A 14,577-nucleotide genomic window follows, 5' to 3' on the forward strand; every position below is an offset into this window, starting at 1 on the left:
ATACAGATGTGTATTTGAGGAGGACGTATTGTGAAGTTTAAATTAGGGCTCATATGGCGAATTTTGATTGCCATAGTGCTGGCGATCGGGCTCGGCTTGTTGCTGCCTGCGATTCATGAAGGGTTTGCGCATTGGTTCGTTCGTCTGGCGGCCACGTTTAATATGTTATTTGGTGGGTTTTTGAACTTTATCGTACCATTAATTATTATTGCGTTCATTGCACCAAGTATCGCGAAGCTCGGGAAAGGTTCTGGGAAATTATTGGGCTTATCCGCAGCGTTTGCATATGGATCTACGATTATCGCAGGTCTGCTAGCTTATTTTACAGCTACGGCACTCTTGCCGAATTTCATTCATCAGTCTACAGATACGTCCGTTGCAGAAGGCGCACGAGCTGCAGGAGTAGCTTTTTTTGAAATGGAAATGGACCCGATTATGGGAGTCATGTCTGCTCTTCTCATCGCGTTCGTATTGGGGATTGGTATGGCGTCCATCAATGGGAAGACGATGCTGTCTTTCTTCGATGAATTAAATCTCATTGTCGAAAAAGTCATTTCAGTCATTATCATTCCATTATTGCCGTTTCATATTTTCGGAATCTTTCTCAATATGACATATACCGGAGAAGTCGCCAATGTTTTGTCTGTGTTTGTCTTGGTCTTCGTGATGATTATTTTGCTTCACTTGGTCATGTTGACATTACAGTATACGACTGCCGGTACATTAACTGGGCGTAATCCGTTCGTCTTGATGAAAACGATGGCACCCGCCTATATGACAGCGATCGGCACACAGTCTTCTGCAGCAACCATTCCGGTTACACTGCGGCAGTCAAAAGAAACAGGTACATCTGAACGTGTGGCGAACTTCACTGTTCCGTTATTTGCGACAATCCATTTATCCGGCAGTACGATCACAATTGTTTCTTGCTCGATCGGCGTTATGCTGATGAATGGAATGGATATCAGTTTCGGTAGTTATTTACAATTCATTTTCATGTTAGGTGTTACGATGATCGCGGCTCCGGGTGTTCCAGGAGGCGCAGTAGTGGCGGCAACTGGACTGCTCAGTACGATGCTCGGTTTTTCCGATGCGATGGTGGCACTCATGATTGCTTTGTATATGGCGCAGGACAGTTTCGGAACGGCTACCAACGTAACAGGCGATGGTGCACTGGCTATGATTGTTGACCGTTTTACGAAAAAAGTATAAAAAACAAGAAAAGTCGGCGATATTTGCCGACTTTTTTCTGTCTAATTCTTAGAGACTATTCTCTCGTTGATTCTCATTCAATACTAGTCAATTGAAAAATAGGTGAATTCCAAATAGTCTTCATCCGCATTAAACCGCTGAATTGCTCTTTAAATTATAATGATTCTTAATGATTTGCAACCCACCCGAATATGGGGTAAGATTAGAATGATACTAAATAGAGAATGGCTAACCATTCAACGCGATCATACTGGAGGTATTGGAATGGCAACTTTGGAAATTAAAGATCTTCATGTCGAAATTGATGGCAAGGAAATCTTAAAAGGTGTTACCTTAACAATTAATACAAATGAGATCCATGCAATAATGGGACCGAATGGTACAGGGAAATCTACACTTGCTTCTGCGATCATGGGTCACCCAAAATATGAAGTTACATCAGGAAGCGTCACAATTGACGGTGAAGACGTTCTTGAAATGGAAGTGGACGAGCGTGCAAAAGCTGGTCTATTCCTAGCAATGCAATACCCAAGTGAAATCACAGGCGTAACAAATGCAGATTTCCTTCGTTCAGGAATCAACGCTCGCCGTGAAGAAGGCGATGAAATCTCCCTGATGAAATTCATCCGTGAACTTGACAGTAAAATGGAGTTCCTAGAAATGGATGAAGATATGGCAACTCGTTATTTGAACGAGGGCTTCTCAGGCGGAGAGAAAAAGCGTAATGAAATTCTTCAACTGATGATGTTAAAACCAAAATTCGCAATTCTTGATGAGATTGACTCTGGCCTGGATATCGACGCATTGAAAGTTGTTTCAAATGGAATCAACGAAATGCGCGGTGAAGGCTTCGGCTGCTTGATCATCACACACTACCAGCGTCTACTGAATTACATCGAGCCGGATCATGTACACGTCATGATGCAAGGTAAGGTTGTAAAATCCGGTGGTCCTGAATTGGCAGCTAAACTTGAAAGCCAAGGATATGACTGGATCAAAGAAGAACTAGGAATTGATGACGAGACGGTTGGACAAGAAGCATAAGAAAGGGGACGACTTTAAAATGACGGTTGAAACAACTTTGGCATTGACCGAACAGGACGTCCGCTCTTATTCCGCAAACGTGGAGGAAGCTGCTTGGATGGCAGATTTTCGTGCGAACGCTCTAGCGAAAGCGGAAGTGCTCGCAATGCCGAAACCAGATAAAACTAAAATCACTAATTGGAATTTCACACAATTCCCTTCACATACAGTTGAAAGCTCGATCTTTGCAACATTGGAAGAATTGCCTTCTGAAGCGAAAGCATTGATCGATGGAGAGCAACAACAAAATATTTACGTGCAACACAATAACACTCCGGCATTCACTTCATTGTCAGAAGATCTGAAGTCACAAGGCGTGATCTTGACAGATATCTTCACAGCTACTCGCGAACACAGTGATTTGATGCAAAAGTATTTAATGACGGATGGTGTCAAAGTAGATGAGCACAAGCTTACAGCTCTTCACGCGGCACTGATCAACGGCGGCGCATTTGTCTATGTACCGAAAAACGTTGTCATCGAAGATCCGCTTCAAGTACTCTTCATTCATGACAATGAAAAGGCATCTTTGTTCAACCACGTATTGGTTGTGGCGGAAGCGAATAGTTCGGTCACATATGTGGAAAACTACCTCTCTACTATGGAGCATGCAGAAGGACAGGCAAACATCGTTTCTGAAGTATTTGCGATGGATAATGCAAAAGTCGTCTATGGTGCAGTAGATGTATTAGCGGAAGGATTGACGACGTATGTCAATCGCCGTGGAATTACAGGTCGGGATGCAAGAATTGAATGGGCACTTGGCTTAATGAACGACAGCAATACAATTTCCGAAAACATTACGCACCTAGTCGGAAACGGCTCATCAAGTGATATGAAATCCGTTGTCGTTGGACGCGGTAGCCAGAAGCAGAACTTCACTTCTGAAATTGTTCACTGGGGACTTGATACGGATGCTTTCATCTTGAAACACGGTGTCATGAAAGAATCCTCTACTGCGATTTTCAATGGAATCGGTCGGATCGCAAAAGGCGCAACACGTGCGAACGCTGTCCAAGAGTCACGTATGCTGATGTTGAGCGAAAGAGGGCGCGGTGACGCGAACCCAATTTTGTTGATCGATGAAGACGATGTAACAGCAGGCCACGCAGCTTCTGTAGGACGTGTAGATCCATTGCAAATGTTCTACTTAATGAGTCGTGGTATTTCTAAGGAAGAAGCAGAACGCCTCATCATTCATGGATTTTTAGCTCCAGTGGTCAGCAAATTGCCGATCGAAGGAGTTAGAAAGCAATTGACGGAGGTTATTGAAAGGAAAGTGCGCTAATGCTCAATAAAGAGATCCGCAATCATTTCCCTATATTAAATCAAGAAATCAACGGACATCCGCTCGTTTATTTGGACAGTGCTGCGACATCGCAAAAGCCTGTCCAAGTCATCGAAGCGCTGGAACACTATTACCGCTTTGACAATGCCAATGTTCACCGCGGAGTGCATACACTTGGTAATCGTGCAACAGATGGTTATGAAGGCGCGCGTGAGAAGGTCCGTAAGTTCATCAATGCAAAATCCACGGAAGAAATCATTTTCATGCGTGGTACTACGACTGCCTTAAATACAGTCGCTCAAAGCTACGGCCGTGCAAATGTCTCGGAAGGTGATGAAATTATCATCACGCATATGGAGCACCACTCCAATATCATTCCATGGCAGCAATTGGCCAAAGAAAAAGGCGCTGTATTGAAATATATTGATCTGGAAGAAGACGGCACGTTATCAATAGATAAAGTACGCGAAACTATAACAGATCGTACGAAAATTGTGTCGATCATGTATGTTTCCAACGTCCTCGGAACGATGAATCCTATAGAAGAAATTACGAAAATCGCCCACCAACATGGCGCGGTCATGTGTGTAGATGCTGCGCAGGCAGCTCCGCACTTGAAAATTGATGTACAGAAACTAGATTGTGATTTCCTTGCATTTTCCGGACATAAAATGTGCGGACCTACTGGAATCGGAGTCCTCTACGGTAAGAAAGATCTGCTTAATGCTATGGAGCCTGTAGAATTCGGCGGCGAGATGATTGATTTTGTTGGCCTGTATGAATCTACTTGGAAAGAGCTGCCTTGGAAGTTTGAAGGCGGTACTCCGATTATCGCAGGTGCAATAGGGCTGGGAGCAGCTATCGATTTTCTTGAGGAAATCGGAATGGATGCAATTGAACAGCATGAGCATGAATTAGCTGGCTATGCGATGGAGAAGATGTCCGAGGTTGACGGATTGGCTATTTATGGGCCAACTGATCCTGGAAAGCGTGCAGGTTTGGTGACATTTAATTTGAATGATGTTCATCCACACGATCTTGCGACGGTGCTCGACATGAATGGAATTGCTGTCCGTGCAGGTCATCACTGTGCACAGCCTTTAATGAAATGGCTTGAATGCTCAGCGACCGCGCGTGCTAGTTTTTATTTATACAACACGACGGAAGATGTAGACCGCCTCGTGGAAGGACTTCGCACAGCAAAGGAGTATTTTACTGATGTCTACTAATAAACTTGATCAGCTTTACCGATCTGTCATCATGGATCATTATAAAAATCCTAAGAATAAAGGCGTTTTGGAAGATGGGAATGTCACGATTGACATGAACAATCCAACATGTGGCGATGTAATTCATTTAACGATGAATGTTGAAGATGATGTCGTCAAAGACGTGAAATTCGAAGGAGAAGGCTGCTCTATCTCGATGGCGTCAGCCTCTATGATGACCCAGTTGATTAAAGGAAAATCTACAGAAGATGCAACGAAGTTGGCGCATACCTTTTCTGATATGATGTTAGGCAAAGATTTGGACGATTCCATTGAACTCGATGATTTAGAAGCACTGTCGGGTGTCGCACAATTCCCTGCCCGCATTAAATGTGCAACATTGAGCTGGAAAGCGATGGAAAAGGGAGTCTCCGGTGAGTCGCAGTGACCTTGGCCAAAGTACGAGCAATTATGGAACGGAGGAATAAATAATGGCGAAACAAATGCCAGAAATCGGCGATTATAAATATGGTTTCCATGACAAAGACGTTTCTGTATTCCGTTCAGAACGTGGATTGACACGTGAAATAGTGGAAGAGATCTCCAACATGAAGGAAGAACCTCAGTGGATGCTGGATTACCGCCTGAAGTCTTTGGAGATTTTCTACAGCAAACCGATGCCACAATGGGGCGGAGACTTGAATTCATTGAACTTTGATGAGATCACGTACTACGTTAAACCATCTGAAGCAACGGAACGTTCGTGGGATGAAGTACCTGAAGAAATCAAGCGTACGTTTGATAAATTAGGTATTCCTGAAGCGGAGCAAAAATACTTGGCAGGTGTATCTGCACAGTATGAATCCGAAGTGGTCTACCACAATATGAAAGAAGATCTTGAAGATCTAGGAATCGTCTTTAAAGACACAGATTCCGCACTTCGTGAAAACGAAGAACTATTTAAGCAGTATTGGGGAACAATCATTCCGAACACGGATAATAAATTCTCAGCGTTGAACTCTGCGGTATGGTCTGGTGGTTCGTTCATCTATGTACCACCTGGCGTAAAAGTGGATACACCGCTGCAAGCCTATTTCCGAATCAACTCGGAAAACATGGGACAGTTCGAGCGTACATTGATCATCGTAGATGAAGGCGCAAGCGTTCACTACGTAGAAGGTTGTACAGCACCTGTCTACACAACAAACTCACTTCACAGTGCAGTTGTTGAGATCATCATCAAAAAAGATGCGTATTGCCGTTATACGACAATTCAAAACTGGGCGAACAACGTCTACAACTTGGTAACGAAGCGTGCAGTATGTGAAGAAAATGCAACAATGGAATGGATTGATGGCAACATCGGTTCTAAATTGACGATGAAGTATCCAGCAGTCATCCTAAAAGGCGAAGGCGCACGCGGTATGACATTATCGATTGCACTTGCCGGTAAAGGACAGCACCAAGATGCAGGCGCAAAAATGATGCACTTGGCTCCAAACACATCGTCTACCATCGTATCCAAGTCAATTTCTCAACACGGCGGAAAAGTAACGTATCGCGGAATTGTCCACTTCGGACGCAAAGCGGACGGCGCTCGCGCGAACATTGAGTGTGATACATTGATCATGGATAAGAAATCCACTTCCGATACGATTCCATACAATGAAATCTTGAATGACAATATATCATTGGAACACGAAGCAAAAGTATCGAAAGTATCTGAAGAGCAGCTCTTCTACTTGATGAGCCGCGGCATTCCTGAATTGGAAGCAACGGAAATGATCGTTATGGGCTTCATCGAGCCATTCACGAAAGAACTGCCGATGGAATATGCGGTAGAGATGAATCGCTTGATCAAATTCGAGATGGAAGGTTCTATCGGTTAATACATTTTAACCCCTATCACAACTAGGCTGTGATAGGGGTTTTTTCGTACGTTCAAACACATTCAGATAGATACGTTCTTTTACGACATTAATAATTCTTTACATGCCCTTTAAACGCCATTAACAATCAAGAGTTATACTCATAAGTGAATAGGAAATAAACAATCGTCGAAACTACTACTAGTTTGTGAGGTGAGTAGAAAAGTATATAAGATAGTTCTGTGATGATGAAAGTTCCGAATTTTAAGATCAGCTATGGATGTACATACGGTGAATAACCTTCCAAGATGAAACACACAAACTGTGAACAGTAAAGGAGAAAAATCATGAAACGATGGTTACTAGCGACATTATGTATCGGATTTACAATATTTCTTGCAGCATGTAATAACGAAGCTTCGAGTGAGAGTAGCGGAAATGATGGAAAGACAGTCATCGAGTACTGGCATGTGAATGCAGAAACTCAAGGGGGACAAACGGTTACTCAATTGGTAGACGATTTTAATAAACAAAGTGATACCGTTGAAGTGGTAGCCAAATACAATCCCGATATGTACAAAGGGCTGATGCAGAATATGCAAGCCGAGGCTGCGGCTGGTAATTCACCTGCAGTAGTTCAGATCGGTTGGGCATTTTTAAACTACTTTTCCGAGAACTTTGAGTACGTGTCACCACAAACGGTAATTGATAAACATTTCCCTGAAGAAAAGACATTTCTTAAAGATCATTTTCTACCCAATGTAATGGATTTGGCAAAGAACGCGAAAGGCGATCAGGTGGGTATTCCGTATTCTTTAAGTTCGCCAGTTTTGTATATTAACAGAGACATGTTAAAAGAAGCGGGTCTTGATGAAAATGGACCGCAAACATGGGAAGAAGTAAAAAGTTTTTCAAAAGAGATTAAAGAACGTACAGGAAAATACGGATTCTATTTCCAAGAACCGGCTGATAACTGGGCTACTCAAGCCTTGCTTGAAAGTAATGGAGCATCCTTCCTAACGGATGGAAAAGCAACATTTGCATCGGATGAAGGCATTGAAGCTTATCAATTATTAACAGATATGATAGTAAAGGATAAAACCGCATTGCATATAGGGTGGGATCAAGGAGTACAAAGCTTTATTGATGGTAGTGTAGCGATGGCCTATACGACGATTGCGCAACGTTCCAATATTCAAGACAATGCACAATTTGATGTGGCTGCAGTGAGATCCCCTATATGGGAAGGAAAAGATGCGAAGCTTCCGGCAGGAGGAGCGATGCTTGCGATCACAGCACAAGAGGAAGAAAAACAGAAGGCTGCATGGGAATTTATGAGCTATTTGTATAGTGTGGAAGCAATGGCTGAATGGACGAAAGGAACGGGCTATGTACCACCGCGTCATGATGTTGCAGATGCGGAAAATGGCTTGAAAGAGTATCTGAAAGAAAATGAGATGATGACGGCTGCTATTGAGCAGATGGATGGAGTAGTTCCATGGGCTTCTTTCCCAGGGGATGCAGGATTGCAGGCTGAACAGTTGTTACTTGATCTTCGTGATCAGCTGCTAAAAGGAAGTGTTTCTCCTAAAGAGGGGCTGGAAGCTACAGAAGATGAGGTTAATGAGCTACTACAATAATAATTTACAAGATCTGTTCGGGAGGTTGTTCCACCTCCCGTCAATCTAAAAAATGAACTAAGTGGAGGAATCGTGACATGAGTTCGTTAACAGCCGCAAGAAGAATGTTGCAAATTAATAGAGAGAATGCGATTGGTTACTTATTGCTCGTCCCCTCGATCATCATCTTTGCGGTTTTTACATTTTGGCCCATTATATATACAGTATATTTAAGCTTTTTTGACTGGAATATGATCAGTCCGACAAAAGAGTATGTTGGATTGAAAAATTACATAGAAGTACTTTCTGATCCGAAAACCTATAGAATACTCGGCAATACGTTTCTTTATATCGCGTTATTACTAGTTATTAATTGTGCAATCCCATATATTTTTGCTTTTGTTATTGATATTGTGTTAAAAAAGTACAAAAACTTTTATAAAAGTGCCCTGTTTTTACCAGCATTTATTTCTCTGGTTGTCGGTTCGATCTTATTTACTTGGATGTTAAATCCGGTTTCGGGTCCTTTGGCTATTGTGTTTGGATGGATAGGGTTGGAGATACCCAATTGGTCAAAAGCAGAAGGATGGATTATCGTCGTGTTAAGTTTGATTACATCCTGGAAGATTTTTGGCTATAATTTCATTCTTCTTTATGCTTCGATTAACGGAATTTCTAGGGAAATCATTGAAGCGGCGAAGCTAGACAATATTCCACTTTGGCGTATTTTCATCCAAATCATTTTGCCGATGAGTAGTGCCACGGGGATTTATGTATTTATTATCACGATTGTTCAGAGTTTACAATATGTATTTACACCCGTAAAAGTAGTTTCGCAAGGCGGACCCGATTATGCTAGTTCCAATCTGATCTATCATGCGTATCATGAAGCATTTGTTGTATACCGTACAGGACACTCAGCAACCTTATCGATTATCACGATGGCGTTGTTTTTATTGCTGCTATTTCTTGAATTCAAGTTTGTAGAGCGTGGGGTTTATTATGAGAATTAGTAGACATGCGGAGACGATCTGGCATTTTATTTTCATGGTTACTGTCCTAGTCATGGTATTTCCCATTATCTATGCTTTCGGAATGTCTTTTAAGCCATTAGAGGATGCATATAATAATGTACTGAACATCCTTCCGATTAACGCTAGTTTGGAAAATTATCGAACATTATTTGCTTCATTGCCTGTTTTGAAAATTACTATGAACACATTTGTTGTAGCTTCTGTTGCCACAGTATTTAAGTTGGTGACCTCCTTTTTAGCGGCCTATGCGTTTGTCTATTTTAAATTTAAAGGGAAAGAAGTAATCTATTTTCTTTTAATCGGTACAATTTTCATTCCTTTTACCGTCACGATGATCCCCAACTATCTGATTATCTCGGAAATTGGAATGCTTGATAGTGTGTGGGGAGTGATTCTGCCGCAATTGGCGGACGCTGTAGGTATATTCCTGATTCATCAGGCAATGAAAAACATTCCGGGCTCTTTGATTGAAGTAGCTCGTTTGGATAATATGGGGCATGGCCGAATCATGAAGGATATTGTGTTGCCCCTTGTACGACCCGCGGTAACTTCTGTAGGAATATGGTTTTTTATTGGTACTTGGAATGAGTTTGTATGGCCGGTGCTTGTGTTGAAAACAACTGAAAATTATACATTGCCCTTGGCGCTTCAGATGTTTATCAGCTCGGAAGGCGGCACGAATTTTACTGTTGCGATGGCTGTATCGGTCATTACGATGATCATCCCACTCATTTTATACCTATCATTCCAAAAGTATATTATAGGGACATTCACTTCATCAGGTATTAAATAATGGAGGGTGCATAATGAAAGAAATCAAATTTGAGCATGTCAAGAAATCTTATGGCGACACTGAAGTTGTAAAGGACCTTAACTTTACGATAAAAGAAGGAGAACGTTTGATATTGCTAGGTCCGTCCGGATGTGGTAAGTCGACGATCTTGCGGATGATTGCCGGGCTTGAAGATATTACGGCAGGAAACTTATTCATGAATGGTCAAAAGGTGAATGATATTCCGAGTGGAAAACGGAATGTTTCGATGGTTTTCCAAAATTATGCGTTATACCCGCATATGACAGTGAAACAAAATATCATATACGGTTTGAAGGTTAAAAAGGTAGACAAAGAAGAAATTGAAAAGCGGCTTGAGTTTGTTTTGGAGATGCTGCAGTTAAAAGGATACGAGGATCGTCTTCCAAAACAGCTATCTGGTGGGCAACGTCAGCGCGTGGCACTGGCTCGGGCAACGGTCAAACGAAGTGACTTCTTTCTGCTGGATGAACCTTTATCCAATCTGGATGCCCAGCTGCGGGTTTCTGCCCGAAAGGAATTGAAGAAAATTCACGAAATGTTAGGTCAGACGATCGTCTATGTAACCCATGATCAAATTGAAGCGATGACGTTTGCCGATCGAATTGTCTTGATGTATAACGGAGAGTTACAAATGATTGATACACCGGAGAATGTGTATCATCGACCTGCAAATGTATTTACGGCAAAGTTTATCGGTTCTCCTCCGACAAATATATTGGAGATGGAGTTGGGTGACGGCTCAGTGAAAATAGGGAAACAGAGCTTTTTATTGAATGATCTATGGAAACAGCAGATTTCACAGATAGGAGCGGAAGAGCTATTGTTCGGTATCCGACCGGAACATACAGAGTTGTCTGCCATTCCTTTGCCAAATGGATTACGTGGTCAAGTAAAATATGTTGAAAATCAAGGGGATAATTATGGAGTCTATTTAGACGTGGATGGACAAGAGCTGATTGCAATGAGTGAAAATGGAAACTGGCACGATGGGCAGGATGCTTATGTTCGACCATTCATGGAGAAATTTCATTTTTTCTTTAAAAATACAGAAAAGAATATAGGCTATCCACAACAGATGAAAGTGGTAGAAGAGCTGCATTATCTTGAAGAAGGAAAGGTGACTGTATAATGAATAAATCAGTAACTTATTCGGATTTGCTACTATTGAACAATGATGTCCTTACAAATATTCATCAGCTAATAGAGTACGGAGCGGATAAAATTGAAATTATGATGGATGGCGGACCATGGAATGAGATGGAGGAGTTGTTTGAGACACTCTCCATTGAGCTGAAGAAATTTCCAGTTTCTTTTAGTATTCATCCTCCCGCATGGGATATAAATTTGACAAGCGAAAATAAAGCAATTCGCGAAGCTTCATTTACTGAATACAAAAAAGCGATTGAATTTGCAGGGATGATTCATGCCGACCATGTGGTGATTCATCCAGGGTTCTGCTTTTCTCCAAGTTTTAATAAAAAGCAAGCACAACTTCGAGCCGCTGAATATATTAAGCGATTATGTGAAGTTGCGCGACCTTTAGGGGTCCGGCTCGCTATTGAAAATGTTGGATACAAGGGGAATGCTCTTTTTAATGAAAGAGAATTTGCAAGTTTTTTAGACGAGATCGATGAGACAGCCGGTTATTTACTTGATGTTGGACATGCCCAGCTGGATGGTTGGGACATACCTGAAGTAATACGAATGGTGAAAGACAGGTTAATCGCGCTTCATATCCATGATAATTTAGGAGAAGCGGATGAACATCTACCAATTGGAACAGGAAAAATGGATTGGAGTAAAATTATCAATACGCTAAATGAAAATGAGATTGATTGTGAATTGATTCTAGAATATGCGCCTGGTACTTCTTTGGATGAGCTGCGTATAGGAAAAGAATTTTTAAATCAAAGAGTCTTTGCGTGCTAGTATGAGGGGGAGCAGAGTGATCTTACCTAATGATTTTGATGCGTATTGTTTCGATTTGGATGGCACGATTTATCTAGGTGATAAATTGCTTCCTGGAGTTAAGGAAACGATACATATCATTCGCAAGACAGGGAAAAAAGTGCTCTTTATTACAAACTCTCCTACATTAACACGTGAGGAAGGGAAAATCCGGCTAGAACAAATGGGTATTGCTACGGAACTAGAAGAAATTCTTACTGCCCCGTATCTGGCAGGATCTTATTTTTCCGTGTTTGAGCCTGATGCAACTGTTTTTATTATTGGAGAAGAGGCAATCAGAACGGAACTTAGAAACTTTTCCATTCAAACAACAGAGGACCCGATGAAAGCAACCCATGTCCTTACGGGGATGGACAGATCATTTACTTATGATGATTTACAGTTTGCGATGGACGCGGTCAGAAACTGCAGAAACTTCATTATCACCAATCCGGATCCCTCTTGTCCGGTACCGAGCGGTTTCATCCCAGATACGTTATCCCTTGCGAAAGCGATAGAGGTGGCTTCGGGACAGAAAGTTAATAAAGTGATTGGTAAACCTGATAAGTTTTATAGTGATCAGATGGTTGAGCTACTAGGTGTTGAGCGACAAAAAATATTGGTGATTGGTGACCGTTTAGATACGGACATTCAGTTGGGAATAGCACAGGGATTTGCTACATGCTTAGTTCTAACAGGGATTTCAAGGGAGACAGATATGGAAAGCACCGGGATACGACCTGATTATGTAATAGAAAATATGAAACATCTTTTTCGTGGCATAGATGAAGATGCTATGGTTAAAGTATAAGATGGCGTTTTTGTTGAATATTTGATGTCGACAGCCGGACCTTCTAGATGAAGCGTTACTGGGTTAGTATGAAAATAGATATGAATGGAATTCGTTTTGTGTACCTCGTAGTAGGCATTTACAAGCTGCATAGAAAGTAGAAAAAACTGAGTGTGCCGGTTTTGTGCCAACTCAGTTTTTTTATTTGAAAGTGAACTATCGACTCCATACTTGGGGTGATAGTGTATAAAATCAACTCCTATCTGCTTTTGTAGATTTTCCTCATAAATGATTGATCCACATATATGAAGGGAAAAGGATAGTAGAGCATTAGAGATAGGAGAGGATCGTATGGAATATATCAATTTGGGAAAATCGGGTCTGAGAGTGCCTAAATATATTTTAGGTACCATTCCTTTCAGTGGAACAAACGGATTTGAAGCTGCGGGAAACGTTCAGGGCGAGCAAGCCAGAAAAATGGTGGATATTTGCTTGGAAGCTGGAATCAATATGTTTGATACCGCAAACCTGTATTCAAAAGGAGATGCAGAAAAAGTTCTTGGCGAAGCTATAGCAGGCCGCAGGGATCAAGTACTTTTAACATCGAAAACCGGTTTCCCATTAGGGGGTAATCCGAATTCCGTTGGTGCGTCTCGCATTAATATCGAGCAATCCATTGACCAGACGCTCAAGCGCTTAGGAACCGATTATCTGGATCTATACTTTGTCCATCTGTGGGACGGGCGTACGCCGGTAGAGGAAACGGTTGCAGCGATGACGGATTTGGTTAAATCAGGAAAGATCCGTTATTGGGGCGTTTCCAATTACAGCGGATGGGCGCTTGCCAGAACCTTTACGATTGCAGAGCAACCCGGCTACATACCGCCGATTTGCCAACAGATCTATTATACACCGGAGGCCCGGGAAGCAGAATATGAACTGCTGCCTGCCGGGAGTGAATTAGGGATTGGTTCGATGATCTGGAGTCCGCTCGGTGAAGGCTTGTTTAACGGAAAAATCAGCCGCGATAAACGCGCGCCAAAAAATACTCGTCAGGGCGGAGGTTGGTCAGAGCCTTGGGTGAAGAATGAAGAAAGGCTTTATAGAGTCATTGATGCACTTCAGGAAGTAGCGGATAACCGTGGCTTGACGGTTCCGCAGATTGCGCTTGCCTGGGTGAAAGATCGTCCAAATGTCGGCCCGGTCGTTATTGCTGCCCGAAATGAGGAGCAGCTTCGCGAAAATATTGATTCGTACGAAATTGAACTATCAAAGGATGAGCATGATAAAATTGAATCGGTTGCACGTCCGGAACCTTTCTATCCGTTATGGCACCGTGCAATGAATTCAATTGCTAACAGTTCACCGTCTGAAATAACGTACCTTCAGGGATATAGAAAATCCCTGGAGCTGGATTAAGGAAATGTTTCAAAAAAGAGACTGGGACAAAAGGATTCAAAACGATAAAAAGCCGAACGTTTACAAAACATTCAAACATAGTTTTGTAAAATAGTTCGGTTTTTTCTATGCAAAGAAACTGCAAACTTGGAGCTGCTTAAGGGATTTCCACTACGGGCAGGGACGCTTTCCGCGAGGCGCAGGTGAGCCTCCTCGTCCGCTTCGCTTCCTACGGGGTCTCACCATTTGCGCTACATCCCGCAGGAAAAGCCGTGACGAAGAATGGCTTTTGCGAGCATAAGCGAAGCGTTGGGAG

13 protein-coding genes are annotated in these 14,577 nt (G+C 42.2%); all 13 read left to right on the forward strand.

Annotated features, from left to right (window positions below):
* Positions 1-30: 30 nt before the first annotated feature.
* The 13 genes from H7J92_RS05545 to H7J92_RS05605 all read left to right on the forward strand — a co-directional run bounded on the left by H7J92_RS05545 (position 31) and on the right by H7J92_RS05605 (position 14,282).
* On the forward strand, positions 31-1,212 hold the full coding sequence (locus H7J92_RS05545; protein ID WP_078818024.1) for a dicarboxylate/amino acid:cation symporter: 1,182 nt from the start codon (positions 31-33) through the stop codon (positions 1,210-1,212).
* 264 nt (positions 1,213-1,476) lie between these two features.
* Positions 1,477-2,256 carry a Fe-S cluster assembly ATPase SufC gene (gene sufC, locus H7J92_RS05550; RefSeq protein WP_078818025.1) on the forward strand — a complete coding sequence of 260 codons (780 nt, stop codon included), beginning with the start codon at positions 1,477-1,479 and terminating at the stop codon, positions 2,254-2,256.
* A 19-nt stretch (positions 2,257-2,275) separates the two neighbouring features.
* Positions 2,276-3,583: a Fe-S cluster assembly protein SufD gene (gene sufD, locus H7J92_RS05555; protein WP_078818026.1), complete on the forward strand. Its 1,308-nt coding sequence runs from the start codon at positions 2,276-2,278 to the stop codon at positions 3,581-3,583.
* Complete coding sequence (locus H7J92_RS05560; RefSeq protein ID WP_221835819.1) at positions 3,583-4,812, forward strand: cysteine desulfurase; 1,230 nt, start codon at positions 3,583-3,585, stop codon at positions 4,810-4,812. Before sufD ends, H7J92_RS05560 begins: the two co-directional genes overlap by 1 nt.
* Entirely contained in the window at positions 4,802-5,239 is a 438-nt protein-coding gene (gene sufU, locus H7J92_RS05565) for a Fe-S cluster assembly sulfur transfer protein SufU (RefSeq protein WP_221835827.1), read from the forward strand. Before H7J92_RS05560 ends, sufU begins: the two co-directional genes overlap by 11 nt.
* A gap of 43 nt (positions 5,240-5,282) precedes the next feature.
* Positions 5,283-6,680: a Fe-S cluster assembly protein SufB gene (gene sufB, locus H7J92_RS05570; RefSeq protein ID WP_078818029.1), complete on the forward strand. Its 1,398-nt coding sequence runs from the start codon at positions 5,283-5,285 to the stop codon at positions 6,678-6,680.
* Positions 6,681-7,006: 326 nt separating this feature from the next.
* Positions 7,007-8,299 (forward strand): ABC transporter substrate-binding protein, encoded by a 1,293-nt coding sequence (locus H7J92_RS05575; RefSeq protein WP_221835830.1) that lies wholly within the window; start codon positions 7,007-7,009, stop codon positions 8,297-8,299.
* 77 nt (positions 8,300-8,376) lie between these two features.
* Entirely contained in the window at positions 8,377-9,291 is a 915-nt protein-coding gene (locus H7J92_RS05580) for a carbohydrate ABC transporter permease (RefSeq protein ID WP_221835833.1), read from the forward strand.
* Positions 9,281-10,105 (forward strand): carbohydrate ABC transporter permease, encoded by an 825-nt coding sequence (locus H7J92_RS05585; protein ID WP_221835835.1) that lies wholly within the window; start codon positions 9,281-9,283, stop codon positions 10,103-10,105. Before H7J92_RS05580 ends, H7J92_RS05585 begins: the two co-directional genes overlap by 11 nt.
* 13 nt (positions 10,106-10,118) lie before the next feature.
* The gene (locus H7J92_RS05590) at positions 10,119-11,255 is read left to right on the forward strand and encodes an ABC transporter ATP-binding protein (RefSeq protein WP_078818033.1); all 1,137 of its coding nucleotides are present in this window, start codon (positions 10,119-10,121) and stop codon (positions 11,253-11,255) included.
* The gene (locus H7J92_RS05595) at positions 11,255-12,055 is read left to right on the forward strand and encodes a sugar phosphate isomerase/epimerase family protein (RefSeq protein ID WP_221835838.1); all 801 of its coding nucleotides are present in this window, start codon (positions 11,255-11,257) and stop codon (positions 12,053-12,055) included. Before H7J92_RS05590 ends, H7J92_RS05595 begins: the two co-directional genes overlap by 1 nt.
* Before the next feature lie 16 nt (positions 12,056-12,071).
* Positions 12,072-12,884, forward strand: coding sequence for an HAD-IIA family hydrolase (locus H7J92_RS05600; RefSeq protein ID WP_343228073.1), 813 nt, complete (start codon positions 12,072-12,074; stop codon positions 12,882-12,884).
* 330 nt (positions 12,885-13,214) lie between these two features.
* Complete coding sequence (locus tag H7J92_RS05605) at positions 13,215-14,282, forward strand: aldo/keto reductase (protein WP_221835849.1); 1,068 nt, start codon at positions 13,215-13,217, stop codon at positions 14,280-14,282.
* Positions 14,283-14,577: the final 295 nt, after the last annotated feature.

The sequence above is a fragment of the Sporosarcina aquimarina genome (assembly GCF_019748715.1).
Classification (GTDB): domain Bacteria; phylum Bacillota; class Bacilli; order Bacillales_A; family Planococcaceae; genus Sporosarcina; species Sporosarcina newyorkensis.

Coding starts and splice junctions, on each gene's coding strand:
- sufC (WP_078818025.1), top strand. CDS start 1,477: ATGGCAACTTTGGAAATTAAAGATCTTCATGTCGAAATTGATGGCAAG.
- sufD (WP_078818026.1), top strand. CDS start 2,276: ATGACGGTTGAAACAACTTTGGCATTGACCGAACAGGACGTCCGCTCT.
- H7J92_RS05560 (WP_221835819.1), top strand. CDS start 3,583: ATGCTCAATAAAGAGATCCGCAATCATTTCCCTATATTAAATCAAGAA.
- sufU (WP_221835827.1), top strand. CDS start 4,802: ATGTCTACTAATAAACTTGATCAGCTTTACCGATCTGTCATCATGGAT.
- sufB (WP_078818029.1), top strand. CDS start 5,283: ATGGCGAAACAAATGCCAGAAATCGGCGATTATAAATATGGTTTCCAT.
- H7J92_RS05575 (WP_221835830.1), top strand. CDS start 7,007: ATGAAACGATGGTTACTAGCGACATTATGTATCGGATTTACAATATTT.
- H7J92_RS05580 (WP_221835833.1), top strand. CDS start 8,377: ATGAGTTCGTTAACAGCCGCAAGAAGAATGTTGCAAATTAATAGAGAG.
- H7J92_RS05585 (WP_221835835.1), top strand. CDS start 9,281: ATGAGAATTAGTAGACATGCGGAGACGATCTGGCATTTTATTTTCATG.
- H7J92_RS05590 (WP_078818033.1), top strand. CDS start 10,119: ATGAAAGAAATCAAATTTGAGCATGTCAAGAAATCTTATGGCGACACT.
- H7J92_RS05595 (WP_221835838.1), top strand. CDS start 11,255: ATGAATAAATCAGTAACTTATTCGGATTTGCTACTATTGAACAATGAT.
- H7J92_RS05605 (WP_221835849.1), top strand. CDS start 13,215: ATGGAATATATCAATTTGGGAAAATCGGGTCTGAGAGTGCCTAAATAT.